Here is a 25,605-nt window from a genome sequence, read left to right on the forward strand (position 1 = left end):
CACCATGAGCGAAGTTAACCGCGAAATCACCCTTGAAGTCGGTACCGAAGAGTTCACCTTTTCCATGACCCCGATGGACGTGACCAAGTACTACAACGCGACCACGCCGAACAACAAGATCGCGCCGGCGCACAACCTGCTGATGAACACCATCAAGCAGGAGCAGAAAGCTCGACTCAAGCCGCTCCTGGTCAACCCGATCGGCGCGATGCAGATCGCCAGTGCGCTGCTTGAGGACTACTCGCCTGACGTTGAAGTCATCGTAAAAAAGCCCTCGACCACGCCGAAGGACTGAAGGACGACGGGCTGGGCCAGTTAATGGCCCTGCAACTGCGCTGGCTGCCAGGGATGGTGGCCACCACTGACACCCTGGGCACGGCCAAATGGCTTGAAGACGAATATTGGCGACGGATGGGAATCGCGGTCGCCGAAGGCATTGCCCAAGCATTCAAAGGATAAGCAACCTTGGCTGATACCTCATCCCGCCTGGCTTTCATCCTGTCACTGACTGACAAGATCACTGCGCCCTTGGGCAAAGTGAAAGCCAGCATCACCGACTTGGCCGACCAAGGGCAGCAGAGCATCGTCAAGATGGGTGCTGGCTTCGCCGGCATGGTCGGTGCCGGGATGGCTATCACCGAATCGCTGCAGCCGGCGCTGGAGGTCAACCGGGCATTGGGAGATGTGCGCGCCCTGGGCGTGGCTGAGGACGCCTTGTCATCGCTCAACAGCAAAGCCTTGGAGTTTTCCGTCGATTACGCGGCCAGCGCCGCTGAGTTCGTGGCATCTTCGCGTGCGATCGACGGGGCGATCAAAGGGCTGGTCGGCGGTCAGTTGGCCGCCATCACCAATTCCAGCAACCTGCTGGCCAAGGTCACCAAGGCTGACGCGGAAACTGCAGGCGCTTACATCGGCTCGATGTATAACCTCTTCAAAACCGAAGCCGACAAGATGGGCAAGGTCGAATGGGTCGAGCAGCTGACCGGGCAGACGGCTCTGGCCGTGAAGCTGTTCCGCACGGACGGCGCGCAGCTCAAGGACGCATTCAAGGAAGTCGGAGCAATCGCCACGACTGCCGGCATCAGCGTGGCCGAGCAAATGGCGGTCATTGGCACCCTGAGCAGCACAATGGAAGGCGGTGATGCCGGAGGCCGGTACAAAGCCTTTTTCGAGAACATCGGCGCAGCCGCCGAGAAGACCGGTCTGAAACTCACCGACGCCACGGGCAAAACCCTGCCGATGATCCAGATCCTGGACAAGCTGCAGGGCAAGTTTGGCGACCTGACCACGGCGGCCGCCGGCACCAAGCTGACCGAGGCATTCGGTGGTGAAGGTGCCCAGGTAATCGCCGCCCTGGCCAAGGACAGTGACAGGCTGCGCAACGGCCTGGAGCAGATCGGTAAGGTCCGAGGGCTGGAGAACGCCGAGGCGATGGCCAAGGCGATGGTGGATCCGTGGCAGCAGTTCGGCGCCGCCGTTCAAGCGCTGCGCATCGCTTTCGGGCAGTCGTTGATCCCAATGCTGACGCCGCTGATGGATCGCCTGGTTGGCATTGCCAAGACCCTGACCCGCTGGACCCAGCTGTTCCCGAACATCACCCGGGTGCTGGGTATCACCGTGCTGGCTGTCTTTGGCCTGGTCGCGGCGATGTCCGCCCTGACCCTGGTCGTCGGGATCGGCAAGCTGGCCTGGCTGGGCATGGTCACCGTCTGGAACATCTTGACCTGGACCGGCTTCCGCTCGATCGCCATGTTCGTGGTGCATGCCGCTGTGTTTGCTGCCCAGGTCGTGGCCATGACCGCGTTCTACACGGTCATGGGCGTGGCCCGCGCCGGGATGCTGCTGTTCCAGGGTGCGATGTGGCTGGTCAACGCGGCCATGCTGGCCAACCCGGTCGGCTTGATCATTGCCGGCATCGTCGCCCTGGGCGTGGTTGTCGCGGCCGCCGTCATCTATTGGGATGAGTGGACCGGCGCCCTGATGAACACCGCGGCGTTTCAGTGGATCGCGGGCCAGCTCGACGCGCTGTCGGCCTGGTTCGGCACGATCGGCGGCTGGACCGGCCTGGCCAGCGCGGCATGGGACGGGATCGTGGCCATCTTCCGCGATGCCATCAACGGCCTGGTTGCCATGCTCAACAAGATCCCGGGCGTCGAGATCGATGCCGTGTTCGGTGACATGCCTAAAGCCCCTGAGATCCCTGGCATTTCCGCGCCGCTGGTGACCACGCCTGCAGCCGCGCAGTTGGTCACCACTCCAGATCTGGGCGAACAGGCCGAGCAGACCCGCAAGCGCATGAGCGCCGCAGTGGGCAGCGTGTCGCCCCAGCGCGCCGAGTCCGTGCCCCAAGGCGGCTTGCTGCGCCAGATCCAGACCAACAACAACGCGACCAACACCAGCGCGCAGCCTGCGAAATCCGGCGTGCACGTTGAAAACTTGAACCTGACCAACACCAAACCAATGACCAACCTGGAGCTGGAAAACATGATCGGCATGGCGGTGGGCTGATGAGCGACTTTGTAGATCTGCTGATCGTCGAAAACGACTTCGCCCTGGATCTGGCCCGCCAGCCGGAACAGGTCACTGACCGTGCGTGTATCGCGCAGGACATCGGTCACATGATCCGAGAGTCCGGGTTGCTGGTGACCCTGCTGGGCGAGCGCAACACCCTGCGGCAGCGCGACTGCATTCAGCAGTTGGAGCTGCTGGTGGAGAACGACGTGCGGCTGGTACCGGGCACGGCCCGGATCATCAAGCAGGATCTGGGCAAGTACCTGGTTACGGCCAAGACCCTGCAGTTCGGTGATGTGGGGGTGACCTTTGGCCGTTGACTTCAAGCAGGCACTGGCTGATTCGGGTATCCCAACGACCGAGGCAGGCCTGCGCGCTGCCTGGGAAGCCGAGGTTATTGCCCAGGGCAGCCAACTGTCGAACACGTCGGCTTACTCGCCGTTCTGGCGGGTCATCAGCGCGTTGGTCACCAAGCCGCTGCTGTGGCTGCTGACGTTTGTCAGCGATACGGTGTTGCCGAACTTCTTCGTCAAGACCGCCGGCGGCGCCTGGCTCGACATGCTGGCCTGGGCGGTCGACGTGGAGCGCAAAGGTGCCGGCCGCGCGGTGGGGCAGATCCTGTTCACCCGGGCTGACAGCACCGGCACGCTGCAGGTGCCGATCGGCACGGTCATTCAGTCGGCCTCGATCAACGGCACGGTGTATCAACTGGTGACCACGGCCCTGGGCGTATTCCAAGCCGGTCAGTCACAACTACAAATTCCGGCTATCGCGGCTCAGGCCGGTGCCGGCTACAACCTGGCGCCGGGTTACTACGCGGTTTTGCCGACGCCAATCGCCGGCATCGTTGCAGTTACCAACGCGGCCGACTGGCTGACCACACCCGGCCTCGACGACGAGCTGGACGACGAACTGCGGCTGCGCGTGCGCAACCAGTTCAGCGCTGTGAACCAGTGGCACACCGATAGCGTGTACAGGGCGATCCTGAGCAACTTCAAGGGCGTGTCGGTCAACGGTGTGTATTTCCAGCACGGCGCGCCACGTGGCCCGGGCACGGCCAACGCCTTTGTGCTGTTTGACCAGGGCGTGCCGGCGGCGAGCTACATCGAGCAGATGAACGCCCAGGTCACGATCGAGGGCAACCATGGCCACGGCGACGACCTGCTGGTCCAGGTCATGCCGGAAACCCAGCACGACATCAGCCTGCAGATCTGGCCGCGATTGACGCTCAATGCGGACGAGCGCCAGGCGCTGCTGGCCAGCGTTGAGCAGTTCGTGCGTACCGCCTTCCGCGAAACCGCCGGCACCGGCTACGTCCTGACTCTGACGCTGCCGCAGTCGCGGTTTTCTTTCAGCCGCCTGGGCGAAGAGCTGCACCAGCAGTTCCCAGGTCTTGAGTCGCTCCGCTTTGAGAACACCGACATCGTGTCGCAGTTGAACATCCCCCGGATCCGCAACCTGCAGGTGGCCATCGGTGATTAAGCTCGAACTCCCGTTCTGGCTCGATGGAGCCGAGGCCACAAAGCTCAAGGCCGCCGCACAGGCTTGGTGGGACCGGGCCGAGGCCTGGATGACCTGGCCGCTGCTGCAGCTCGATCCGGAAACCTGCCATGTGCAGATCCTGGACCTGCTGGCCTGGCAGCGCGACATCAGCCGGTTCCGTGGCGAACCGCTGAGCCTGTACCGCCTGCGCGTGAAATACGCCTTTGCCAATGCCAAGGACGCCGGTTCAACGATCGGTTTCAAGCGGATTTTCCAGCGTTTGGGCATCGGTGACGTGCAGATCCTGGAGCGGCAGCACAACCGGGATTGGGACGTGGTGCAACTGCTGCTGAGCGACCAGCAGCTATCGGACTACCCGATGCTTTTGGACCTGATCGTCAATCAATACGGGCGCACCTGCCGGCGTTACGAACTGGTCGGTACTACGCATGTCGTGCTGCAGCTCGATGCGTACGACGTGGCCAGCGACCACATGACGATCACCGCTCGATTCGACGACACAGACACCGTGGGGGTCGCGTTGCTGGCCCACCAGCTTGACCACGACCACATGACCCTCATTACTCAGTAAGGAAACACCCATGGGTGCAAGCATTACCCTGGCCGGCGAGAGCCTTTTTGCGCAGAAACAAGCGGCCAAACAGACCGTCGACGTGACCCGGTTCATCCTGGCCAATGTGCCGGGCCTGGACACCTCAAAGCCCGTTGACCGGGCCGCAGGCCTGCCGGCCGCCGAGCAGATCGTGCACAGCGAAGACGTTCAGCACTTCGGCTACCTGGACGCGAACCGGGTCGTCTACAGCCTGCTGATGACCAGCGAGCTGGGCGACTTCGATTTCAACTGGATCGGTCTGCAGACGACCGAAGGCACGTTGCTGATCGTGGCCTATGTGCCGCTGCTGCAGAAGCGCCGCGAGATCCCGCCGCTGCAGGCCGGCAACAACCTGACCCGCAACATCGTGCTGGAGTACAACGGCGCCCAGGCGCTGACCGGCATCACCGTGCCGGCGAAGACCTGGCAGTTTGATTACTCGGTGCTGTTCGCCCGGGTTAACGACCGCCTGGCTGTGATCGAAACCAAGCTGGAAAAGAAGCTGGATCTGGACAACTGGACGCCGCCGGCGTTGGTCAACCTGGACGGCCCCAACCTGGTCTACCCGGGCAGCAACAACACGTACAAGATCACTGACTACAGTATCGGCGCCACGTGGGCCGTGCGCACCAGTCTGGGCACTCTGGCCCGCAGTGGCGACACCATCACGCTCACCATCCCATCCGGCGCCGCTGCCGGTGTTGTCACGCTGACCGTGACCCGTGACGGTGTCGATGTGCCGTTCAAGGTCGCGCTGGGAGCGCCTGCGATCGCGGCGCCGGTGATCACCTCACCGGCGAACAACGCGGCAAACGTAGGGTTTGAACCGACGTTCGCGCTATCGGCATTCACCGTCTACCCGACCGGCTACGACACGCACAAGCAAACCCGCCTGCAGGTCGCACGCGATGCCGCGTTCACTGACCTGGTGCTGGATGAAACCGTGGCCACGGATCTGGTCAACATTGCCCTGGCGCGATTCAGCAAACGCCTGGATCCGTCGAAGCGCTATTACACGCGGGGGCTGTTCGTGGGCCAGACGCTGCAATCGGCGTGGTCAACGGTGGTGACGTTCAACACGGCATCGGTGTACATCCGCCGGCCGACGATCACCAGTCCGCTGGACGGGGCAGTCAAGGTCAGCCCCTCGGGCAAGCTGACGAGCGACGCCTTCAGCGTTTATGGGGGCAGTGACACCCATGCGTCCAGCCGCCTGCAGTTGTCCCTGAAAGCCGACTTTTCGACGATTCTGTACGACTCAGGGTTCAGCACCACGCAGTTGGTGTCGTTCCAGCCGCCCAACGCGCTGCCGTTTGCCACGCTGGTTTATGGCCGCCTCAAGCACAAGGGCGCGACCCTGGGCGAGTCCGAATGGTCCGCCGTCGTGTCGTTCACCACCAGCGACATTTTGAAAGGCGTGTATACCTTCCTGAACGCCGGCGCGACGGCGAGGTCTTTCGCCGCAAGTGCCGTTTGTAATGGCCAGCTCTATGTGTACGGCGGGTCGAACGGCGGCTACCCCACTGACTTCTGGCGCTACACCCCAGCGACCAATCAATGGGCGCAACTGGTCGGTGAGCAAACAGGTGCAGCACGTAGCGGTGCCACGATGGTTGAGTTTGAGGGCAAGCTGTACCTGTTCGGGGGTGGTGGCGACACGTCCCCGACCTGGGTAAAAACCCTTCGGGTCTACGACCCGGTAGCAGGTACCTGGACGTCCAAGGCGAACGCGCCCTCAGAGCGAATCAGTCATTCGGCAGTGGTAATCGGACGAAAGATGTACGTCTGGGGCGGCATCCAATACTACAACTACGGTCCTGCCGCACTGTGGGTCTACGAGTTCGACACCGACAAATGGGTAACCATCGGTGAGCGGCCAGCGCTGAACTACAACGGCATCGATGCAGTGGCGTGCGTCGGCAAAATGTATGTCTACGAAAACGGTTTTTTCAAGGCATTTAATCCGGCTGACAACACCTGGGCCGCGCTGACGGCACTGCCGACCAGACGGGTCTACGGCCGGCTTTCCGAGGTCGACGGCAAGATTTACCACTACGGCGGTATGACAGACAACAACACGGTTATCGCCGAACTGTGGGTGTATGACCCGCCAACAGACAAGTGGGAACAACTGCCGTCTGGTGGCGGCGTTCGCCGTAGCCAATCCCAGAACGTCATCAATGGCGAAATCTACGCCTTTGCCGGGCAATCCGGTGCCGGCTTCCTCAACTCCTTTGTCAAAATCGCGTAGGTGACTCATGTACCAGGTCCAATCGTTTGCTGACGGCCAGGCGCTGATCATCAACACAGAACAGATGTACGAAAGCTATTGGCTTGCCGACTCTGCCGAGGCGGCCGAGGCGCTTGCTGTCGGCCTCAATCAACCCGATCTGCAGGCCGAGCTGGCCAGCCACCGCTTCACGTTCGAAACCACCGGACTGACGCTTGCAAACGGGTTGCAGATCCTCACTGACCGCGAGAGTCAAGCACAACTCGGGAATGCGTACACCACGCTCAAACACGGGCTGATCCCTGATACTGACTGGAAAGCGGTCAACGGCTGGCAGGTCGTGACCCTGGCCGAGATCGAGCCGATCGCAAAGTCGATGGCCGCGCATGTGCGCGGATGCTTCCGGGGTGAACGCGCCGTGTCTGAACTGATCAACGCGGCGAAAACCCTCGATGACATTCGGGCGATCAATATCGCTGAGCAGTTCTTCGCGCATTACCAGGTGGCGTACGACGAAGTGATGGTGCCGGCATGACCTGGGCACCGGTGACGCTGCAGTGGCCAACCGAGGCCACGAGCTGGATGGATGACATCGCCCAGGGCCAGGAGCTGGCCGCTGCGCAGCTTGCCGGTGCCAGCGAGCGTTTGGGTCAACTGCAGGCGCTGGCCAGCACGGATTTGAGTACGATCGGCGCCGCTGTCCAGGGCGTGATCGGCACCGGCCGGGCAGCGCTCGATGCGCAGTTTGGGGAGGTGCCGCAGTGTATTGTCGTGACACCGTTCCAGTCCGGAGTCGGTGAAGGCAAAGGCTATCAGCGTTACCTTTCGGCCCCGAACGTGCTGCAGCGTCTGGCAGACAAGCTGCAGGACGGCAGCGACCCGCAGCGCCCGGCCGGCGAGCAATACGCCCTGGTGCTGCTGTTTCTGGGCACGCGCTATGACGGCTTGGCCAGCACGTTGTCCACCTTCAATGCGCTGATGCCGATACCGGATCTGCAGCGAGCCGAGCGCCGGGCCGGGCAGATCTTCCGCCTCGAGGCCGAAAAGTGGGAACTGCCCACTGCCGGCGCGCTGCCGCGTTGGTCAGCGCTGCCCCTGGAGCGCTGCACCGTGCTGAAAGCCGCCAGCCAGGCGATGACCAGCCAGATCGCACAACTGGAAAGCTACGCGGCCGACAGCTCACCGCTCAGCGACTTGGCCCAACTGGCGCAGCGCAAGGCGCAGCAGACCCTGGAGCACAGCCAGACGCTGACTGACCTGCAGGATCTGCTCGCCAATGGGTCGCCAGACGCCTCGATGCAAGCGCGCCTGGTCGGCCCGGGTGATCCTGCCGAGTTGCGCCGGCAGATCCTGGAAGGCGCAGACGCCCCGGGGCATGAGTGGGCCTTGTCGTCGGGCCTCATGCTGGTGGGGTCATTGCCGGGTCTGGGCTTCGTGCGGGAACTGGTGGGCCTATGACGATCCTGCTCAACGGCACACAGATAGTCGGCAACCGGATGAAGCTCACCGGCAGTTTGAAGATCGAGGCGGCCGACATGTCCGGGCAGACCAGCGCGACCGACAAGTCCGAAAAGGGCTTCAAGCCGAAGACGCTCACCGTGGCCATGACCATCCCGTTCAAAAAGGTTGAGGATCTGCAGACACTCATGCGCCTGGCCGAAGGTACCGAAGGCGGTGGCCAGCAGACGACATACCGGATCGTCAACGATACGGCCCAAGCAATGGGGATCCGTCAGGTCACGTTTACCGAGGGTGTAAGCGCCCGGGAGGACGACACGCTGCAGCAGTGGATCATTCAGTTCACCCTGACTGAAAAGCTGTCGAACCCTGAGAAAAAGGAGCAGCGCCGCGCCGGCAACGACGTGGCCAGCCAGTCCGCACCAGGTGACGGCGTTGCTGGCAGCAATAGGTCTGCCGCCTCAGGCCAAGACGATGCACCGCAGGAGCTGACCGGGTTTGAAGCGGTTCTGAAGAAAGTCGACAACTACCTGGGGGGCAAAGCATGAAGCTGCACCAGGTACTGACGATTGGCGGCGCCGTCCAAGCTCTGGTTCAGGACGACGTGCGTCTGGACCTGAAAAGCCCAGGGCGGGCCACGTTCACCGTCCAGGCCAGCGCCGCGAAGCCTGGCCAACTGGTCACGTTCGACATCGGCTACAACGACGCGACCCTGCAGCGGCACTTCATCGGCTACGTGGAGCGCAGCACCGCGGCGAATGGCCGGGAGCAGGTGGTGTACTGCCGCGAGCTGGCCGCAGTGCTGACCCAACCGCTGCCGATGAACCTGCGCCATGTCGACCTGCGCGCCGTGCTGGCCGACATCAGCAGCAAGACCGGCCTCAAGTTTCGGGTACCGGACCAGGACTACACCCGGGTAAAGGCGCCGTTCTTCTACAGCCTGGCCGCCGGCACCTTGGCCATGGACAGCCTGGCCCGGGTTTTCGGCATCGACGATCTGATCTGGCAGCAGCAGGGTGACGGGGAAATATTCGTCGGCTCTTGGGCCGACAGCTTTTTTGGCGCACGCGAGCCGCTGCAACTGCCGGTCAACCTGTTCGACGGGTACCAGGGCAACCAGAGCGCGATGATTTCAGCACTGCCAGGCCTGCGGCCGGGCGTGACAATTAACCAGGGCGAGCGCATCACCAGTGTTGCGCTGGCCGGCACACAGATGGCCATCAAATGGACGACGCAATAAAGCGCAGCGTAGAGCGCCTTTTCCCTGAACTCACCGGCGGTTACCACCTGCCGCGCTTTGGCCGCGTGGTTGCGGTACCGGACGCCCCGGCCGACGCTGGGCTATGCGATGACTTCCGCCCGCGCTACGGCGTCGACATCGAGGTCTTGGGTCAGGACGGCGAGCCAGATCCGGCGCTGCCGATCCTTGCCGGCGTGCCGCTGCCGTTGCCTTCGGGCGGCGAGGAAATGGGCATGTTCGCGTTTCCCCAGGAGGGCACCCGGGTTGTCGTGTGCTTCGCGTATGGCTCGCCCAGCCATCCTTATATCCAGTCGGTCCTGCCGCATGGCCTGAGCCTGCCCAAGGTGCCCAACGGCGACCAGCTCTGGCAGCACAGTGACGGCGTGCAGCAGCGGGTCACGGCGGACGGCGACTGGCTGCGACAGACTGACGGCAAGATCCGCGACCAGGCGATCACCCGGGAAGTCGAGGCGCTGGGCAACAGCGAGCAGTACCAGAGCCACGTCCAGGACGTGAAGCACCATTCCACCGAGACGGTAGGGGGGATCAAGAAGGTCGAGGCCCTGGGCGCGCTCAAGCTGGCCAGCGGCGGGACCGCGAGCCTGGCCGCCCTGGACGACATGCACCAGGCCACCGGGCGCGATTACAACCTGGTCGTGGGCAAGAAGCACAACACAGCCGTCCAGGGCGATATGTCGGAGCGGATCGCAGGCCTGCGCGAGAGCATCACCCAGGGCAGCCAGCGCCTGGTTGCGCCGAAGAACCATATCGGGTCGGGCAACGTGAATTTGTTCCAGGTGGTGGTCGACCTGCTCGATCTGGTGCAAGAGATGAACACGCAGATCGCGGCCCATACGCACCCTCAGTCGCCGCCACCGAACAATGCGGCTGCTTTCACTGCAGCGGCGGCGAAGGCGGGCGGGCTGTCCGCATTGTTGGGGGCTGTGACGCTTTAGGGAGCACAGAATGAAAAAGGCCCGCATCAATGCGGGCCTTTTCTTTAACGCTGCCTATTCGGCAGTGGACAGATTGGCTATGAATAGCTTTTTCTGAGCTGCCTATTCGGCAGTGGGTACAGCTTCGGTAGAGCTATTTACTGAGCTGCCTATTCGGCAGTTGGGCTTAGAAAGCCACAATCTTTTCTGAGCTGCCTATTCGGCAGGCAGAAGACTTTATAGCCTGCGGTTCAGTGTGAGGCAACCCCCACACGCTGAATATCCAGACGGTCTAGCAGTAGATGCCACATTGCGAAGCTGATCGACTGGCGGCTGGACGTGTCCTCAGAGGCCATGTATTTGCGGAAGTTCTGAGGGGTAACACCCACCAGTGCGGCAGCTTCAGCTCCCGACACTCCGGTGAAAGAACCCTGGCCGACAACGTACCGGATCTCCCAGCGCGATGGAGCACGCCATGCGCTTGGATCGGTTGTAGTCACCTCATCTGGCAGAACACCCACCATCCAGGCATTGCGTGGAGCCTTGTGCTTAGCGCTGATCTCCAGCAGACCGCCCAAGGTTACTGCCTTGGAGCGTAGGCGGTTCTTGCTACGAAGCCACAGATCAGATCGATCATCAATAAGTCCGGCGGTCAGGCCCACGTCACCTACGACCTGCAGGCAAGCCAGAACTTCATCCGTTTCGAAGTCGATTACTTCCACGACTTCCGGCTCGTGCTGCAGCTGCAGATCACGTTTAAACGCCGCGAGCTCGTCAGCGAACAATTCCAGGACATCAGGCTTGGTACTGGTTGAGGAAGTAGGGGCTGTCTTTTCCGCCAGGAATGTCTCATCGAACTCAACGTGCCAGCGGGTATGGGGTTTGCCAGCGATTTTCGGGCCTTTCTCCGGGTAGAACGAAAAGGGGCCGGATGCGAATGCTTGCATGGTGTCATCTCCAAGAGGTACAGCGCTGGCGGGATGCCGTGCTGATGGAGATAACTATATATAGCGCGATTCGCGCTATCAAGAGATTTTCAGGAAAAATCAGCAAAAATCTCATCGGCAAAAAAAATCTCGAAGGAAAATCACTTATCCCCCTCCCGCCGACGGGCTTTGTGTCCCAAAAAAGTGCAAACCCTTGGTGTGGTGCAATCAATGCTCCAGGCCACGCCGTCTGTGGGCTTGCGCAGGGCAGAGGCCATTGCACACAGTGTCAAGTTTTGCAGAAAAATGTCACGGGTTTGCACAGCGGGCTGTAGGCCGTCCACGGCGACCGATCTGGCGAAAGGCCCGGCCCGCCTGGACGAAAAATTGGAAAACTGGCGAAAGGTGCGGTTTTCAAAATCTGCACAGGTCCAAAACATTTGGTGACAGTGCTGTGTGGGCCAAGGACGCATTACGGGTCGAGAGCCGCAGGGAGCAAGGGCTGGCGGCTATTTCGGGACGCTCGTCGCTTTGCATTGCCTCACACAAGCTTGGAAGGGTGATGGTCGGCATCAACGACCACCCGGACATCCGTGAAGTGTTCCAAGGCTTTCACATCAAGGAGCTGGACATCGGGTACACAATGACAAACCAGCGGATCGGGAAGTCCGAGGTTGTGGGGGAGCTGGTGGTCATGAATTGGCAGCCGAGCTTGATGGGGATGCTGTTCTGATCGCCGAGGCAAATTCGCCTGGTTCCGGGGGACTAGAAACGGATAGGGCGCACAAGTGCGCCCTAGAATTCCGGTGATACTACTATTCGTGAAACCTAAAATCATTTACTCCATTAAGGAAATTTACCCAATGTCGCCGAGTAACCCAATTTTTCCAATTTCCCCAATTTCCCTTTTGTTAGATTGAGAGTTCGTGCAGTGCTGCGCTTGCGAGAAAACCGGAACGGGACGCGTATCGGCTGTCTTGCTTCACTCGTTCGTCAATGCGGCTGAGAAGCTTCTCAGGTAACGTTGCATTAAATCGAACGGCTTTACCAGAGTAGGGGGTTACGTCGAACTCTACGACTGCCCAAATGCCGCCTTGATACTCAGGGTTTGTAATGTGGCTTTCGATAGATGCGGCCTCAGGAAGTTCTTCGTCATCCTCGACCAAACCTTCGAAATGTAGCGCTAACGCTTCCCGTACGTTGTCCAGTGCCTCCTCGAAGGTGGCTCCAGCGCTGAAACATCTTGGGACGTCAGGAATTGTCACGCCAAAATCTGTATTGCTGTCTTTGTGTAAAACTACTGGAAATTTCATAATGTATTCGTACCTCCAGAACCTATTCGTAGTATCCCGGAATTCTCAATCATTCCCTCTGTAGGTTGATGGTTTCTGTAATCCGCGAAGCTTTGGGTGAAGCCGGTCATTTCAGACCGGCTTGTTTTAGGATGTTGTTGATAGTGCCAATAGGGATGTCGGAATTTGGGTGTGCAATCGTGACCCGCCCCTTTTTGGTAGGATGTTTGTACTGATGATGGCTACCTTTAGTAGCCACCAGATACCAACCATCCTCCTCGATCAGCTTCATCATATCCCGGCTTCGCATAGGTCCTCCTGTTCTCAGCCGTTGATGGTGTGTACTGTACACATTGGTTTTTGTTTTGTACACACAGTACACACAAAAACTTCAGGATTTTTGTGCAAGCCGCTTTGCTTCTGCCTCCCGAACACCGAGTTCATACCTTTCGTACATCATCTGCGTGCTTCGCAGCTTGTTATCGAGCTGAGACGTCTGCAGATGCAGGCTGGAAATCGTGGTTCCCGCTTGCCTCAACTCAACGCGCAGCTTGTCGCGCTCCGCCGTTGCAATCGACAGCATGTCTATCAGCTTTGCCTGGTTCTGACGGTAGCGATCGAGATCTACGCGCAGAAGATCATTTTCAGTTTCGATCAGGTCGCAATGATGTCTCAGCATTTCCTCTTGGGTGGGAGTGCCGAGCCATTCTTCGGCAGCAAAGTCGATGTTCATGGTGAAGCCTCTTTACTGTTTGGATGTACAGTAATTCATGGCAAGGCAAGTTGATAGGGCTGGGCGATATGTGGCTATCATCGGGCTATCTCTCGTGGCATTCTCACCTGTGAGATTAGCTCATTCGTGCTCCATCATTTCGCACAGCAGGGCAACCCAGCTCGTGGCTTGTGCGCAACCAGGAAGGTAGAGAAATGTCGAATATTGAACGGCTCGTGCAAAAGCTCAAAGACTACGATGACGCCAAGCAAAAGGCTTTGGTTAAAGCCAGGATTTTAGTGTCGGCAGCTCAGAGGGAGACCGAGCTCTTTGTAGACCACGCATTCGGCTCTTTGAACCAAGCCAAAGCTACAGGTCTATTAGAACTGAAGCGTCCAATTTCCGCGCAAACTGTGGATGTTCACGGGCATCAGCTTCCAGCACATTTCCACGGGCTTCAGGTCCATGCTGCGGGTCAAACTCTAACGCTTGCTCCACACGCTGAGCCTGAGGACACGTCGGTGCCGGTCAGATTTTCAATCAAGGGGTCCCATGACGACCAGCGCGTAATTCAGCGTCTCGGTGGCCAGTGGAAGATATCCCGACCTGACTCCCACGAACACGAGCTGGTGGACGATGAAGTGATTGTTGGCTTGGTGTTGGAATTGCTTTGAGGATATCGCTTGGACCGAGAAGAGCTATTTCGATGACAGGAGCCCGCTTAAAAAGTGGGCTTTTGCATTTCTGAGCCTCGAAACATGCTCAAGGGCCCGAAAACAATGGATCGGAAGCGAATCTAAAAAAGTATAGAGAGACTATCATTGGGGCAGCCGAGACTTACGAATCCGACTTTGGGAGCGGATGCGGGGGTATTAGTGGTGGACATGGCAAACCTCGGTGTAATGGTGGGCCTCGTCGCACAGCGCGGGCACCGACTGGGCGCTGGGTGCGCCTCTGGTCAAAAAGTGCGCAATTCTAGCGATCACGCGGCGTCATGACCAGTGGTTAGAAGAGAAATAAGACGAGTGCTGCGCTATGCTTCGCGCCGTTGCGCACGGCGAATGTCAATAAACCGTGCAAACTCAATTGTTTCCTGTTGTTAATTCTGTTTTGGATCTCAGGTTCCGGCTTCGGGAGTGTTCGATGAGTCATGCAAGTAGTCAGGCCGGAACAGGAAGTGCCGCCAAGCCCTTGAGTCTGCTGGTCGCGGCGGTCGGGGTGGTGTACGGGGATATCGGTACCAGTCCGTTGTACACGCTCAAGGAAGTGTTTCAGGGGGGGTATGGGGTGGAGGTCACCCATGATGCGATTCTCGGCGTCTTGTCGTTGATCTTCTGGTCGCTGATCTGGGTCGTGTCGTTCAAGTACATGGTGTTTGTGCTGCGTGCCGATAACCAGGGTGAGGGCGGGATCATGGCCCTGACCGCGCTGGCGCGGCGGGCTACGACGCAGTACCCGCGCTTGCAGATGGTGATGATTGCCTTTGGCCTGTTCGGTGCAGCGCTGTTCTATGGCGACAGCATGATCACCCCGGCGGTGTCGGTGCTGTCGGCCATGGAGGGGCTGGAACTGGCCTTCGAGGGGCTGGAGCGCTGGATCGTGCCCATGGCGCTGGTGGTGCTGGTGGGGCTGTTCCTGATCCAGAAACACGGTACGGCGCGAATCGGGGTGCTGTTCGGGCCGGTGATGGTGACCTGGTTTCTGGTGCTGGCGGCACTGGGCATCTATGGCATCGTGCATACGCCCGAGGTGCTCAAGGCGGTTAACCCGGTCTGGGCGGTGCGGTTCTTTATCGTCCATCCTGGCATCGGCGTGGCGATTCTGGGCGCTGTGGTGCTGGCGCTGACCGGTGCCGAGGCGTTGTATGCCGACATGGGCCACTTTGGCCGCAAGCCGATTTCCCGGGCCTGGTTCATCCTGGTGCTGCCGGCGCTGCTGCTTAACTATTTCGGTCAAGGCGCATTGGTGCTGGAACACCCTGAAGCAGTGCGCAACCCCTTCTATCTGCTGGCACCGGGCTGGGCGCTGTTGCCGCTGATCGCGCTCTCGACCCTGGCGACCATCATTGCTTCCCAAGCGGTGATTTCCGGGGCCTTCTCCATGACCCTGCAGGCCATTCAGCTCGGGTACATCCCGCGCATGTTCATTCAACACACCTCCAGTGACGCCCAAGGGCAGATCTACATCGGTGCGGTGAACTGGGCGCTGATGGTCGGCGTGATCCTGCTGGTGTTGGGGTTTGAGTCGTCCGGCGCGCTGGCCTCGGCCTACGGTGTGGCGGTGACCGGAACCATGCTGTGCACCACGTTCCTGGTGGCGGCAGTGATGCTGCTGCTGTGGAAGTGGCCGCCGCTGTTGGCGGTGCCGCTACTCGTCGGCCTGTTGCTGGTCGACGGTCTGTTTTTTGCTGCCAACGTGCCGAAGATCGTCCAGGGCGGCGCCTTCCCGGTGCTGGCCGGTGCGGTACTGTTCATCCTGATGACCACCTGGAAGCGCGGCCGGCAGTTGTTGTCCGAGCGCATTGACGAGGCGGGTCTGCCGCTGCCGATCTTTATCGGCAGTATTCGTGTGCAACCGCCACACCGGGTACAGGGTACGGCGGTATTCCTGACCGCGCGCTCTGATGCTGTGCCGCATGCGTTGCTGCATAACATGCTGCACAACCAGGTGCTGCACGAACAGGTGGTGTTACTGACAGTCGTCTATGAAGATCGTCCGCGAGTACCGGCCAGTGAGCGTTTCGAAGTTGAAGCTTATGGTGAGGGTTTCTATCGGGTGATCCTGCACTTTGGCTTCATTGACGAACCGGACGTGCCTCAGGCCCTGGCTCTGTGTCATCTTGAGGATCTGGACTTCAGCCCGATGCGCACCACCTATTTCCTGAGTCGGGAGACCGTGATCCCCTCGAAAATTGTCGGCATGGCCCGTTGGCGCGAAGCGCTGTTCGCCTTCATGCTCAAGAATGCCAACGGCAACCTGCGGTTCTTCAAGTTGCCATACAACCGGGTGATCGAACTCGGGACCCAGGTCGAAATCTAGACCGCAAAAAAGCCCCGCGACCGGAAGGTGGCGGGGCTTTTTTTACCAAGCTGGCGGCTTATTGAGCGTTCGCAGGCACCTTGCCTTGCCACTGATCGATTTTGCGCATCAGTCGCTTGGCCAGTGCCGGATAGTTCTCATCAAAGTGATGCCCGCCCGGCAGTTCCAGCACCTCGCCGACGATGCTGGTATCGGTGCAGCCGCTGTCCTTCTTCTCCTCGGCACCGTAGACACACAGCACTTTGGCTGCCGGCAATTTGGCAACCTCCGGTCCGGTCCTGGCCTCGGTGCCGGCATTACCCAGCCAGCCATCGACGTGAATCTCGAAGTTGCCACTGCGCGCCAGGGCCAGCAGGATCATGCCATCGACGCGCTCCTGATCTTCCGGTGCCATGCGGTTATACGCCGCTGGCAACACGTCGGCGCCAAATGAATAGCCCGCCAGGATAAAGCGCTTGGCGCCCCATTTCTGCCGGTAGTGATTCATCAGTTCGGTCAGGTCTGTGGCGATCTGTTCCGGTGACTTGCGCTCCCAGAAGTAGCGCAGCACATCGATGCCCACCACCGGGTAACCGACCTTGGCCATATCACCAGCGATAACCTTGTCCAGATCGCGCCAGCCGCCGTCACCGGACAGGAACAGGGTCACGGTATCGCTGCTCTGGCTGGCTGGTACCTCAACGGTGGGCACGCCCAGGCCGCCGGCGTCATTTTCACCAAGCAGGGCATGACGCAGCTCGGTATTGAGCACTTGGCTCAGGGGGATGTCGTAGTCGCTGATGCTGGTCTCGGCATTGGGCTGGTCGCGTACAAACGCCGCACTCGGGTCATCCGGGGCGTCGTTGAAGGCTGCCAGCCATTTGCCATGCGGGGCTTTTTGCGGCAGTGGCTCGTCGCAGATCTGCGGCGGGATGTCGCCTTCTTCAAGTTCCGGTGGCGGATTGGAGACATGCTGCAGGGCAAAGCCCACCGAAATTGCCTGGGCCTTGTCGTCGGTCTGGGCAGCCAGCCAGCGCCAGGCCAGGGTGGCACCGTGGCCGATGCCCCCGACGACGGTGGCCGGGCCGTCCAGTTTCTGCAAAGCGTTACTGAACACCTGGCTTTGCAGCACACAGTCATCGGCAGGCAGTTCTACCTGAATGATGCTGGCGGCGGCGTCAGTGCCCAGTGCCTGCAGTTGCTTGTCGCTGAGTTTGTCTTTGCTGTTGACTGCCAGAGCAATGCGGGCCTTGACCCGGCTGGCCGGGGTTACCAGGGTGATAGCCGAGCCATCCTCAAGAGAGGCGTGCTCGACGGTGGCCGGTGTAGCGGGGCGGTGCCAGAACCATGTACCCAATGCGGCAAGCAGAACCAGCGCCAGTATTATCAGTACATAGCGTAATACACGTCGAATCATCAGCGTTTCACCAATCCAGTCAGGCCGCCTGCAATCAGGGCGGCGGTGTCTGCCAGGGCCACCAGCGGATCGAGTCCGGCCGGTACGGCCATGTAGCGCGGTTCCCAGTCAGGCTGGAATTTGTCCTTGAAGCGGCGTAGCCCCTGAAAGTTGTACAGCTGTTCGCCACGACGAAACACCATCGAACCCAGGCGTTGAGTCAGCGGCGCGCCGCGCCTTGGTTGCAGGCCCGACAATGGCACCATGCCCAGGCTGAAGCGGGCATAGCCTTCGGCTTTATAGTGCTGGATCAGGCCGATCATCATGAACTCCATGGTGGACTTCGGTGCGTCGGGGTGGGCGCGCATCAGATCAAGGCTGGACAGCTCCAGGCTGGAAGTCTCCAGCAAGTTGGCGAAGGCCACCGGCTTGCCTTGAAAGCGGATGATGGCGATGCGGAAATACTGCAGGTACTCGGGGGTGAAGCGTCCGAGCGAGAAGCCTTTTTCGCGCACATTCTTGCCGCTGAGCCAGGCATCGGAAATCACTTTGAGCTCGTCCAGCGGAGCCTGCCCGCGTTCGTGGATCTCCAGGGTCAGGCCGTCACGGCTGCCGCGGTTCCAGGTATAACGCAGGTCTTTCATCTCCTTGCCCTTGGCGTCGATGTCAAAGCGCCGCAAATCAACCCGTGCTTCTTCACCGAGCTTGATCGCGGTCAGGCCAATATCCATGTAGTAGGGCAGGTTTTCGGCGCGAACCTGATAGAACACTGGCCTTGCGTGGTGTACGTCGCACAGGTCGCGGAACTGCCAGATCATTTCGGCGCGCTGCTGGGCCGGGCCGATCGGGTCATACAAGGCCACCAGGCTGCGCCCGCGATGCGAATACATCAGGAAGGCGTTGTTGTCCGGGTGGAACAGAATGGCTTTGTCGCCGGTCAGCGCCAGGCCGCCGTCGGGCTGGTTGGAGGCCTTGAGGATCGCGGCGGCTTTGTCCAGTTCCTGGGCGTCAGGCAGTTTGATGCCGGGGCGGGCGGTGCGCAGTAGCCAGGTCAGGGACACCACCAGCAGCAATACCGCGCTGCCCAGCGCCGAGCGCAGGCCGCGCGGGGCGTCGGCGTCCAGGGTGAACTGCCACCACAATTGATGGCTATAAGGCACGTCCTGGTAGGCAAACAGCAGCAGCCAGATCGACGCACCTACTACGCAGGTACTGGCAATCACATACAGCGGAGAAAACGGCAGTTCCAGCAAGCGGCTGGGACGGTAGAACGAGCGCCGGAAAGCGATCAACAGCACGGCGGTCAGCAGCAGCAGACTGGCTTCTTCCCAGTCAAAGCCCTTGAGCATCGACAGCACTGCACCTGTCACCAGCAGGATCACGGTGAGCATCCACGCCGCTGACAGGCGCCGCCGCAGTCCTTGGGCCAACAGCAGGCAGAGCACGCCGATCAGGCTGGCACCAAAGTGAGAGGCATTGATCAGGCGATGCGGAATCATGAACCCGACATTTTCCAGGCGGGTGTCGATCTCTGGGGTGGCACCGGAGAATAGCAATACGACCCCAGAGAGAAACACCAGCAATGCCAGGACCGGTGCGCCCAGCCCGGAGGCAACCCGCAGCGCCTGTTGGGCAAACAGCAGGCGCTTGGCTTCGGTGAACAGCAGCGTCAGGCACGCCAGCAGCAGTGGCAGGACCACGTAGATCAAGCGATAGAGCAGCAGGGCGGCGGCCAGTGGTGCGGCGCCCAGTTCATTGGCGAACGCCGCCAGCAGGACGGCTTCGAACACTCCGACGCCGCCTGGTACATGGCTGAGCACGCCAGCCGCCAGGGCCAGCAGATAAACCAGAATGAACGCGCCCAAGGGCGGTGACTGTGGCAGGAGCAGGTACAGCACCAATGCTGCTGCAACGACGTCCAGTGCGGTAATCACCAGTTGAGCCAGGGTCAGGCGCAGGTCTGGCAGACGTAGCGAGCGCCGCCCGGCGCGCACCAGCAGCACGTGGGGCACGTCTTGTTCCGGCAGGCGCCGACGATAGACCGCGATAGCCAGGATCAGGCTGCCAGCCAGTACCGCGATGGCCACACTGGCCAGCACGTCGACGGGCAGCTTCAACGCCAGCGATGCGCCAGACAGGTTACTCAGTGTCGCAATGGCGGCCAGTGGCGGCAGTGCGCAACCCAGCGACAGGCTGGCGAACACGGTCATGCGGGCAATTTCGATGGCGCCGATACCATGGCGTGAATACAGGCGGTAACGCACCGAGCCGCCGGATAGCATCGACAGGCCAACCGCGTTGCCAATCGCGAATGAGGTGAAACCACCCAGCAAGAGGGTGCGGGTTGGCAGGTTGACGCCCGCGTACCGGCTGGCTGAGAGTTCATAGCCCATGAGAATCACGTAGCCGATGATCGCTGCCAGCAGAGCGCCGCCCAGCGCCGGGAGCGGGACGGCGTACAGTGCGTCGCGCAGGGCAAAGAAATCCATTTCGATCAACATGTGCCGGCAGGCGATCAAAGCCATGCCAAACAGCACCAGCATGACTGCCAGCCCTATGGGCTGGCGATACTTGCTCAGGCGCTCCAGCCATTGCAGGCGCACAGGTTGTATCGGTTGGGTCGCCGTAACGGCTTCGAGGGGCTCTGACGGATGATCGCGCATCATTCACTTCCTGGAGTGCGCGCGACAGGATTGAGGTCTACAACCAAGTTACCGATCCCTACGCAAAAGTATGTCGAGATGTTAGCGCGTCAGCGACTGGCGAGCGACTGGCCAATGGAGCAGGGCGCAACTGTTCAGCAGCGATTCAGACTGGCTCTTTATCACAATGATCGCAAGACGATGAGTGGGCGCGTGCCATTACTGATAGCCGGTTGAGATCGTTGCATTTTGAGACTAGTCATAAAGGTGTCGGCAGGGCAGCAAAAAACTGGTGTTGCCGACACATCCGGTTACGGGGAAGGATAATAGGGGGTTCCTGGCAGTCAGGCTAAAGAGTTTTTTATCAACGACTTGCGTGAATGCTTCAGGTGGCTGGAAAAGCTTTCGTGCAGACGCAAAAAAGGCCACTTTTTCAAGTGGCCTTTTCTGTGTATCTGGTTGCGGGAGCCGGATTTGAACCGACGACCTTCGGGTTATGAGCCCGACGAGCTACCAGGCTGCTCCATCCCGCGTCTGTGAGGCGGCATTGTACGGATTAATAAGTTTGTGTCAAGCGTGAAGTGAAAATAACAGGTTGTAAGCAGTGGCGCAGATAAAAACGGTGCACAAAAAAAGGCCACTTTTTCAAGTGGCCTTTTTCGTGTATCTGGTTGCGGGAGCCGGATTTGAACCGACGACCTTCGGGTTATGAGCCCGACGAGCTACCAGGCTGCTCCATCCCGCGTCTGAGGTTGCGCATTCTACAGATAAAAAAGAGTGTGTCAATAAAATAGTCGAAGAAGTAGGGATATGTCTTTGAAAGACAATGCTGTTCAGATAAACGCTGCGGACCGGGTGGGAGCAAGCTCTGCTCGCGAAGAGGCCAGTAAGATCACAGCATATGCAGTGACTTTGCTGGCCTCTTCGCGACCAAGGTCGCTCCCACCGGGGGCATAAAGCGCCTGATCGAACAGTATTGCTTTTAAAAATAAAGCAACAAAAAAGGCCACTTTTTCAAGTGGCCTTTTCGTATATCTGGTTGCGGGAGCCGGATTTGAACCGACGACCTTCGGGTTATGAGCCCGACGAGCTACCAGGCTGCTCCATCCCGCGCCTGTGGATGGAGAGTCTACAGAATGATAATTTTCTGTCAAGCGCATAATTCAAAAAAATGCTTTTTCTTCAATCAGTTAGTGATCGTTTGTCTGACCGGCGGCGGGTTTGGTCAGTCGGTTGACTCAGATCAGCCGACTTTTTAAGTGCCTTCCCGTGTTCAGGCGTGTCAGCTGCGCAGGGTGATGCGATACTGCCCATCTGAAGTTCACTGATCGCAGGACATGGCGCAGCGTAAGATCATCCATATCGACTGTGACTGCTTTTACGCAGCCATCGAGATGCGCGACAACCCGAAGCTTGCGGGTATTCCGTTGGCGGTGGGAGGCTCTGCGGATCGGCGCGGGGTGATTGCGACTTGTAATTACGAGGCGCGAGCTTTCGGTGTGCGCTCAGCTATGTCTTCCCACCATGCGTTAAAGCTTTGCCCGGATCTGACCATCGTCAAACCGCGTATGGATGCTTATAAAGAAGCATCCCGGGAAATTCATACGATCTTTCGCGAATATACCGACCTGATCGAGCCGCTCTCGCTGGATGAGGCCTATCTGGATGTCTCCGGGTCCAGTCGCTTCGCCGGCAGTGCGACGCGCATTGCCCAGGACATTCGCCGTCGGGTCTCCAGCCAATTGCATATCACGGTCTCGGCCGGGGTAGCGCCCAACAAGTTCCTGGCCAAGATTGCCAGTGACTGGAAAAAGCCCAACGGGATATTTGTCATTACCCCTGAGCTGGTCGAGGAGTTTGTCACTGGTTTGCCGGTCAGCAAGCTGCATGGTGTCGGCAAGGTGACCGCCGACAAGTTGGGGCGTCTGGGGATTGTCAGTTGTGCGGACCTGGCCGGCTGGCAGAAGCTGGCGCTGGTTCGTGAGTTCGGCAGCTTTGGCGAGCGGTTGTGGAATCTGGCGCGGGGCATCGACGAGCGGCCGGTGCAGAATGACAGTCGGCGCCAGTCGGTCAGCGTCGAAAACACCTACGACACCGATTTGCCTGATCTGGCCAGTTGTGTCGCAAAACTGCCCGAGCTGATGGAGTCGCTGGAGAAGCGTTTGGCACGCCTGGATAGCCATTACCGGCCCGGCAAACCGTTCGTGAAGGTCAAGTTTCATGATTTCGCCCAGACCACCCTGGAGCAGGCGGGGGCGGGAAGGGATCTGGCCAGTTATCAGCAGTTGCTGAGTCAGGCATTTGCCCGGGGCGACAGGCCGGTCCGGTTGCTCGGAATAGGTGTGCGCCTGCAGGATCTGCGTGGCGCACATGAGCAGCTTGAGCTTTTCTAGCGCTTATTCCTCTGCCGCAGTCGGTGCAACCAGGCGACCTGCATCTTTTGCCAGTGACTTGATCAGTTCGTTCTGCAGTTCCTGGTCATTGCGGGTCAGTTCCAGCAGGCTCTGTTCGAGTTCGCTGGCCTGTTCGTCCAGACCCAGTTCGGCCAGCCGCTTGACCCTGTGAACCCACTGGCTGACTTCGTCATCTTCCAGATCGTCGTAGATCAAGCCGTGAGCTTCAAGCAGCTTGCCACGCAGATTTCGGCTGACAGGCAGGCTGTCGCTGGCACGGGCATTGTCCTGCTCATCTTCCACGCTGATGTACAGGCGGGTGACCTGACGCAAGTCCTGCTCGGCGAACGGGCTGTCGAGCAGGTTCAGGCGCAGCACGCCATTGCGGTCTGTGCTCAGCTCATGGGTGGTGGCGCCGGCCTTGATCAGGACCGGGTGTTCATTCCATGGCAGTGTCGAATTTTCGATGCGTTTGTCTTGCTGGACTTCGTCAATGCTGGCCAGGTTTTGCTCGGCGCGCCCGTGAGACGGGGCATTCATGAACGGGTTCAGACCCGCCACGCCGTAGTTGATCCAGTCGTGGGTGACGCTGTCGGGCAGGTTGCCAAGGGCAAAAATATTCACCACGTTGGCGCCTGCGCCGGCTACTACCGCAACCGCGCCAAGCGGAATCTCGTAGATTTCGCGCCAGGGTTGATAGGGTGTGTAGCGGTCGTAATGGCGGGTCACTTCATATTCGGTGACTTCAAACGACTTGTGTTCGTGAATGCGGATGCGACGCTGCGGCAGTTCCAGGGTCTTGGGCTCGCCGATGTCGATTTGCAGGGTGTGTTCGAGGAGTTTGCGCTCGACGCGTTCTTCGTGCTCGCTGCGTTGTGACAGCTGATTGGCACAACCGCTGACAAGCAGGGTGCCACACAGGGCGGCGCTGCCGAGGCTCAGGGGGCTTCGCTTGAACATGAGGTCTCTGGGTAGGTTGGGCGCACAAGAACTGAAACGGCGCACCCGCAGGTTGCGGGTGCGCCGCTGAATCAGCGCTTGATGCGAGCCTGAATGAACGACAGCACGTCGGCCAGGGCCAGTGCTTGTGGTTGCGACTCGGTCCGGCTCTTGTACTCGATGTTGCCTTCGGCCAGGCTGCGGTCGCTGACCACGATGCGGTGCGGAATGCCGATCAGTTCCATATCGGCGAACTTGATGCCTGGGCTGGTCTTCTTGTCGCGGTCGTCGAGCAGAACCTCGAAGCCTGCGGCAGTCAGGTCGGCATACAGCTTGTCAGTGGCTTCGCGGACGGCATCGGTTTCATAGCGCAAGGGAACCAGCGCGATATGGAACGGGGTCAGGGTGTCGTTCCAGATAATGCCGTTCTCGTCGTTGTTCTGCTCGATGGCGGCCGCCACCACGCGAGAAACACCGATGCCGTAGCAACCCATGGTCAGGTCGATCGGCTTGCCATTCTCACCCAGCACCTGGCATTTCATGGCTTCGCTGTACTTGGTGCCGAGCTGGAAGATATGGCCGACTTCGATCCCGCGCTTGATTTCCAGTACACCATTGCCGTCGGGGCTTGGGTCGCCGCTGACCACGTTGCGCAGGTCGGCAACCTGAGGTACGGGCAGATCACGTTCCCAGTTGACGCCAAAGTAGTGCTTGTCGTCGATGTTGGCGCCGACGCCAAAGTCGCTCATCAGCTCGACCGAACGATCGATGATGCACGGCAGTGGCAGGTTCAGCGGGCCGAGCGAGCCGGCGCCGGCGCCGATGGCGTCACGCAGTTCGGCTTCAGTGGCCATGGTCAATGGGCTGGCAACCTGTTCAAGCTTGGCGGCCTTGATTTCGTTGAGTTCGTGGTCGCCGCGGATGATCAGCGCGATCAGCTTGCCTTCTTCGGCTGCGCGCACGACCAGGGTCTTGACGGTCTTTTCAATCGGCAGGTTGAAGCCTTCGACCAGTTGCGCAATGGTCTTGGCGTTCGGGGTGTCGATCAGGCGCAGCTCTTCGGTCGGCGCAGGGCGGCTCTTTTCTTGCGGCAGTGCTTCGGCTTTTTCGATGTTGGCCGCATAGTCGGAGCCGTTGCTGAAAACGATGTCGTCTTCACCGGAATCGGCCAGCACATGGAACTCGTGGGAGCCTGCGCCGCCAATGGAGCCGTTGTCGGCTTCCACCGGACGGAATTTCAGGCCCAGGCGGGTGAATACATTGGTGTAGGCCTGATGCATGCGATCGTAGGTCTGCTGCAGCGAAGCCTGGTCGGCGTGGAACGAGTAGGCGTCTTTCATGACGAACTCGCGGCCGCGCATCAGGCCGAAGCGCGGACGAATCTCGTCGCGGAATTTGGTCTGGATCTGGTACATGTTGATCGGCAGCTGCTTATAGCTGTTGAGCTCGTTGCGGGCCAGATCGGTAATCACTTCTTCGTGGGTTGGGCCCAGGCAGAAGTCGCGTGCATGGCGGTCGACCAGGCGCATCAGCTCGGGACCGTACTGCTCCCAGCGACCGGACTCTTGCCACAGTTCGGCAGGCTGGATGCCAGGCATCAGGATTTCCAGGGCGCCGGCGGCGTCCATTTCTTCACGCACGATCGCCTCGACCTTGCGCAGTACGCGCAGGCCCATCGGCAGCCAGGTGTAGAGGCCCGAAGCCAGTTTGCGAATCATGCCGGCACGCAGCAGCAGCTGATGGCTGACCACGACCGCATCGGAAGGGGTTTCTTTCTGTGTGGCGAGCAAAAATTGACTGGTGCGCATGATTAGCCGT

Annotated in this window: 23 protein-coding genes, 3 tRNA genes and 1 pseudogene; 16 read left to right on the plus strand and 11 right to left on the minus strand. The window is 60.0% G+C overall.

What is annotated here, in order from left to right; genetic code table 11:
• Nucleotides 1-4: 4 nt before the first annotated feature.
• The 12 genes from PSCI_RS16270 to PSCI_RS16325 are packed head-to-tail and all read left to right on the plus strand — an operon-like array spanning nucleotide 5 to nucleotide 10,490.
• Nucleotides 5-295: a putative phage tail assembly chaperone gene (locus PSCI_RS16270; RefSeq protein ID WP_045488875.1), complete on the plus strand. Its 291-nt coding sequence runs from the start codon at nucleotides 5-7 to the stop codon at nucleotides 293-295.
• 23 nt (nucleotides 296-318) lie between these two features.
• Nucleotides 319-459: a DUF6890 family protein gene (locus tag PSCI_RS29530; RefSeq protein WP_045488878.1), complete on the plus strand. Its 141-nt coding sequence runs from the start codon at nucleotides 319-321 to the stop codon at nucleotides 457-459.
• Between the two features lie 6 nt (nucleotides 460-465).
• Nucleotides 466-2,508 (plus strand): phage tail tape measure protein, encoded by a 2,043-nt coding sequence (locus tag PSCI_RS16280; protein WP_045488881.1) that lies wholly within the window; start codon nucleotides 466-468, stop codon nucleotides 2,506-2,508.
• Nucleotides 2,508-2,831, plus strand: coding sequence for a DUF2590 family protein (locus tag PSCI_RS16285; RefSeq protein WP_045488884.1), 324 nt, complete (start codon nucleotides 2,508-2,510; stop codon nucleotides 2,829-2,831). The genes PSCI_RS16280 and PSCI_RS16285 overlap by 1 nt, the downstream gene beginning before the upstream one ends.
• Nucleotides 2,821-3,993 carry a baseplate J/gp47 family protein gene (locus tag PSCI_RS16290; RefSeq protein WP_045488887.1) on the plus strand — a complete coding sequence of 391 codons (1,173 nt, stop codon included), beginning with the start codon at nucleotides 2,821-2,823 and terminating at the stop codon, nucleotides 3,991-3,993. Before PSCI_RS16285 ends, PSCI_RS16290 begins: the two co-directional genes overlap by 11 nt.
• Complete coding sequence (locus PSCI_RS16295; protein WP_045488890.1) at nucleotides 3,986-4,585, plus strand: phage tail protein; 600 nt, start codon at nucleotides 3,986-3,988, stop codon at nucleotides 4,583-4,585. Before PSCI_RS16290 ends, PSCI_RS16295 begins: the two co-directional genes overlap by 8 nt.
• 10 nt (nucleotides 4,586-4,595) lie before the next feature.
• Nucleotides 4,596-6,857: a Kelch repeat-containing protein gene (locus PSCI_RS16300; protein WP_045488893.1), complete on the plus strand. Its 2,262-nt coding sequence runs from the start codon at nucleotides 4,596-4,598 to the stop codon at nucleotides 6,855-6,857.
• 7 nt (nucleotides 6,858-6,864) lie between these two features.
• Complete coding sequence (locus PSCI_RS16305; RefSeq protein ID WP_045488896.1) at nucleotides 6,865-7,371, plus strand: DUF4376 domain-containing protein; 507 nt, start codon at nucleotides 6,865-6,867, stop codon at nucleotides 7,369-7,371.
• Nucleotides 7,368-8,294, plus strand: a complete 927-nt coding sequence (locus tag PSCI_RS16310) for a hypothetical protein (RefSeq protein WP_045488898.1) — start codon at nucleotides 7,368-7,370, stop codon at nucleotides 8,292-8,294. The genes PSCI_RS16305 and PSCI_RS16310 overlap by 4 nt, the downstream gene beginning before the upstream one ends.
• On the plus strand, nucleotides 8,291-8,842 hold the full coding sequence (locus PSCI_RS16315; protein ID WP_045488900.1) for a baseplate complex protein: 552 nt from the start codon (nucleotides 8,291-8,293) through the stop codon (nucleotides 8,840-8,842). The genes PSCI_RS16310 and PSCI_RS16315 overlap by 4 nt, the downstream gene beginning before the upstream one ends.
• Nucleotides 8,839-9,534 carry a hypothetical protein gene (locus PSCI_RS16320; protein ID WP_045488903.1) on the plus strand — a complete coding sequence of 232 codons (696 nt, stop codon included), beginning with the start codon at nucleotides 8,839-8,841 and terminating at the stop codon, nucleotides 9,532-9,534. Before PSCI_RS16315 ends, PSCI_RS16320 begins: the two co-directional genes overlap by 4 nt.
• On the plus strand, nucleotides 9,519-10,490 hold the full coding sequence (locus tag PSCI_RS16325) for a hypothetical protein (RefSeq protein ID WP_045488906.1): 972 nt from the start codon (nucleotides 9,519-9,521) through the stop codon (nucleotides 10,488-10,490). The genes PSCI_RS16320 and PSCI_RS16325 overlap by 16 nt, the downstream gene beginning before the upstream one ends.
• A 230-nt stretch (nucleotides 10,491-10,720) precedes the next feature.
• Here the strand turns inward: PSCI_RS16325 and PSCI_RS16330 are convergent, their stop codons facing one another.
• Nucleotides 10,721-11,416 (minus strand): hypothetical protein, encoded by a 696-nt coding sequence (locus tag PSCI_RS16330; protein WP_045488909.1) that lies wholly within the window; start codon nucleotides 11,414-11,416, stop codon nucleotides 10,721-10,723.
• 532 nt (nucleotides 11,417-11,948) lie between these two features.
• On the opposite strand from PSCI_RS16330, the pseudogene PSCI_RS28680 reads away from it, so the two are divergent.
• Nucleotides 11,949-12,128: pseudogene (locus tag PSCI_RS28680) on the plus strand (DNA adenine methylase); the annotation flags it as partial.
• A 178-nt stretch (nucleotides 12,129-12,306) separates the two neighbouring features.
• On the opposite strand, the gene PSCI_RS16335 reads toward PSCI_RS28680, so the two are convergent.
• From PSCI_RS16335 to PSCI_RS16345, 3 genes are all read right to left on the minus strand, one after another.
• Nucleotides 12,307-12,708 (minus strand): type II toxin-antitoxin system HicB family antitoxin, encoded by a 402-nt coding sequence (locus tag PSCI_RS16335; RefSeq protein ID WP_045488912.1) that lies wholly within the window; start codon nucleotides 12,706-12,708, stop codon nucleotides 12,307-12,309.
• Between the two features lie 106 nt (nucleotides 12,709-12,814).
• A complete protein-coding gene (locus PSCI_RS16340; protein ID WP_045488915.1) occupies nucleotides 12,815-12,997 on the minus strand; it encodes a type II toxin-antitoxin system HicA family toxin in 183 nt (60 codons plus the stop codon).
• 81 nt (nucleotides 12,998-13,078) lie between these two features.
• Complete coding sequence (locus PSCI_RS16345; protein ID WP_045488917.1) at nucleotides 13,079-13,420, minus strand: hypothetical protein; 342 nt, start codon at nucleotides 13,418-13,420, stop codon at nucleotides 13,079-13,081.
• 194 nt (nucleotides 13,421-13,614) lie between these two features.
• Here PSCI_RS16345 and PSCI_RS16350 point away from each other — a divergent pair, with 194 nt between their 5' ends.
• Both PSCI_RS16350 and PSCI_RS16355 read left to right on the plus strand, forming a co-directional pair.
• Entirely contained in the window at nucleotides 13,615-14,073 is a 459-nt protein-coding gene (locus PSCI_RS16350; protein ID WP_045488920.1) for a hypothetical protein, read from the plus strand.
• Between the two features lie 469 nt (nucleotides 14,074-14,542).
• Nucleotides 14,543-16,438: a potassium transporter Kup gene (locus PSCI_RS16355; RefSeq protein WP_045488922.1), complete on the plus strand. Its 1,896-nt coding sequence runs from the start codon at nucleotides 14,543-14,545 to the stop codon at nucleotides 16,436-16,438.
• Between the two features lie 58 nt (nucleotides 16,439-16,496).
• Here the strand turns inward: PSCI_RS16355 and PSCI_RS16360 are convergent, their stop codons facing one another.
• The 5 genes from PSCI_RS16360 to PSCI_RS16380 form a co-directional block, all read right to left on the minus strand.
• Nucleotides 16,497-17,834: a virulence factor family protein gene (locus PSCI_RS16360; protein WP_045488925.1), complete on the minus strand. Its 1,338-nt coding sequence runs from the start codon at nucleotides 17,832-17,834 to the stop codon at nucleotides 16,497-16,499.
• Entirely contained in the window at nucleotides 17,834-20,476 is a 2,643-nt protein-coding gene (gene mprF, locus PSCI_RS16365; RefSeq protein ID WP_045488928.1) for a bifunctional lysylphosphatidylglycerol flippase/synthetase MprF, read from the minus strand. The genes PSCI_RS16360 and mprF overlap by 1 nt, the downstream gene beginning before the upstream one ends.
• A gap of 435 nt (nucleotides 20,477-20,911) precedes the next feature.
• Nucleotides 20,912-20,988, minus strand: a tRNA-Met gene (locus PSCI_RS16370).
• Nucleotides 20,989-21,123: 135 nt separating this feature from the next.
• A tRNA-Met gene (locus PSCI_RS16375) sits at nucleotides 21,124-21,200 on the minus strand.
• A 291-nt stretch (nucleotides 21,201-21,491) separates the two neighbouring features.
• Nucleotides 21,492-21,568, minus strand: a tRNA-Met gene (locus tag PSCI_RS16380).
• A gap of 224 nt (nucleotides 21,569-21,792) precedes the next feature.
• On the opposite strand from PSCI_RS16380, the gene dinB reads away from it, so the two are divergent.
• Nucleotides 21,793-22,848 carry a DNA polymerase IV gene (gene dinB / locus PSCI_RS16385; RefSeq protein WP_045488930.1) on the plus strand — a complete coding sequence of 352 codons (1,056 nt, stop codon included), beginning with the start codon at nucleotides 21,793-21,795 and terminating at the stop codon, nucleotides 22,846-22,848.
• A gap of 3 nt (nucleotides 22,849-22,851) precedes the next feature.
• Here dinB and PSCI_RS16390 read toward each other — a convergent pair whose 3' ends face one another.
• A complete protein-coding gene (locus PSCI_RS16390; RefSeq protein WP_045488933.1) occupies nucleotides 22,852-23,808 on the minus strand; it encodes a lipoprotein in 957 nt (318 codons plus the stop codon).
• Nucleotides 23,809-23,879: 71 nt separating this feature from the next.
• Nucleotides 23,880-25,595: a proline--tRNA ligase gene (locus PSCI_RS16395; protein WP_045488936.1), complete on the minus strand. Its 1,716-nt coding sequence runs from the start codon at nucleotides 25,593-25,595 to the stop codon at nucleotides 23,880-23,882.
• Nucleotides 25,596-25,605: the final 10 nt, after the last annotated feature.

The organism is Pseudomonas sp. StFLB209 (assembly GCF_000829415.1).
Taxonomy (GTDB): domain Bacteria; phylum Pseudomonadota; class Gammaproteobacteria; order Pseudomonadales; family Pseudomonadaceae; genus Aquipseudomonas.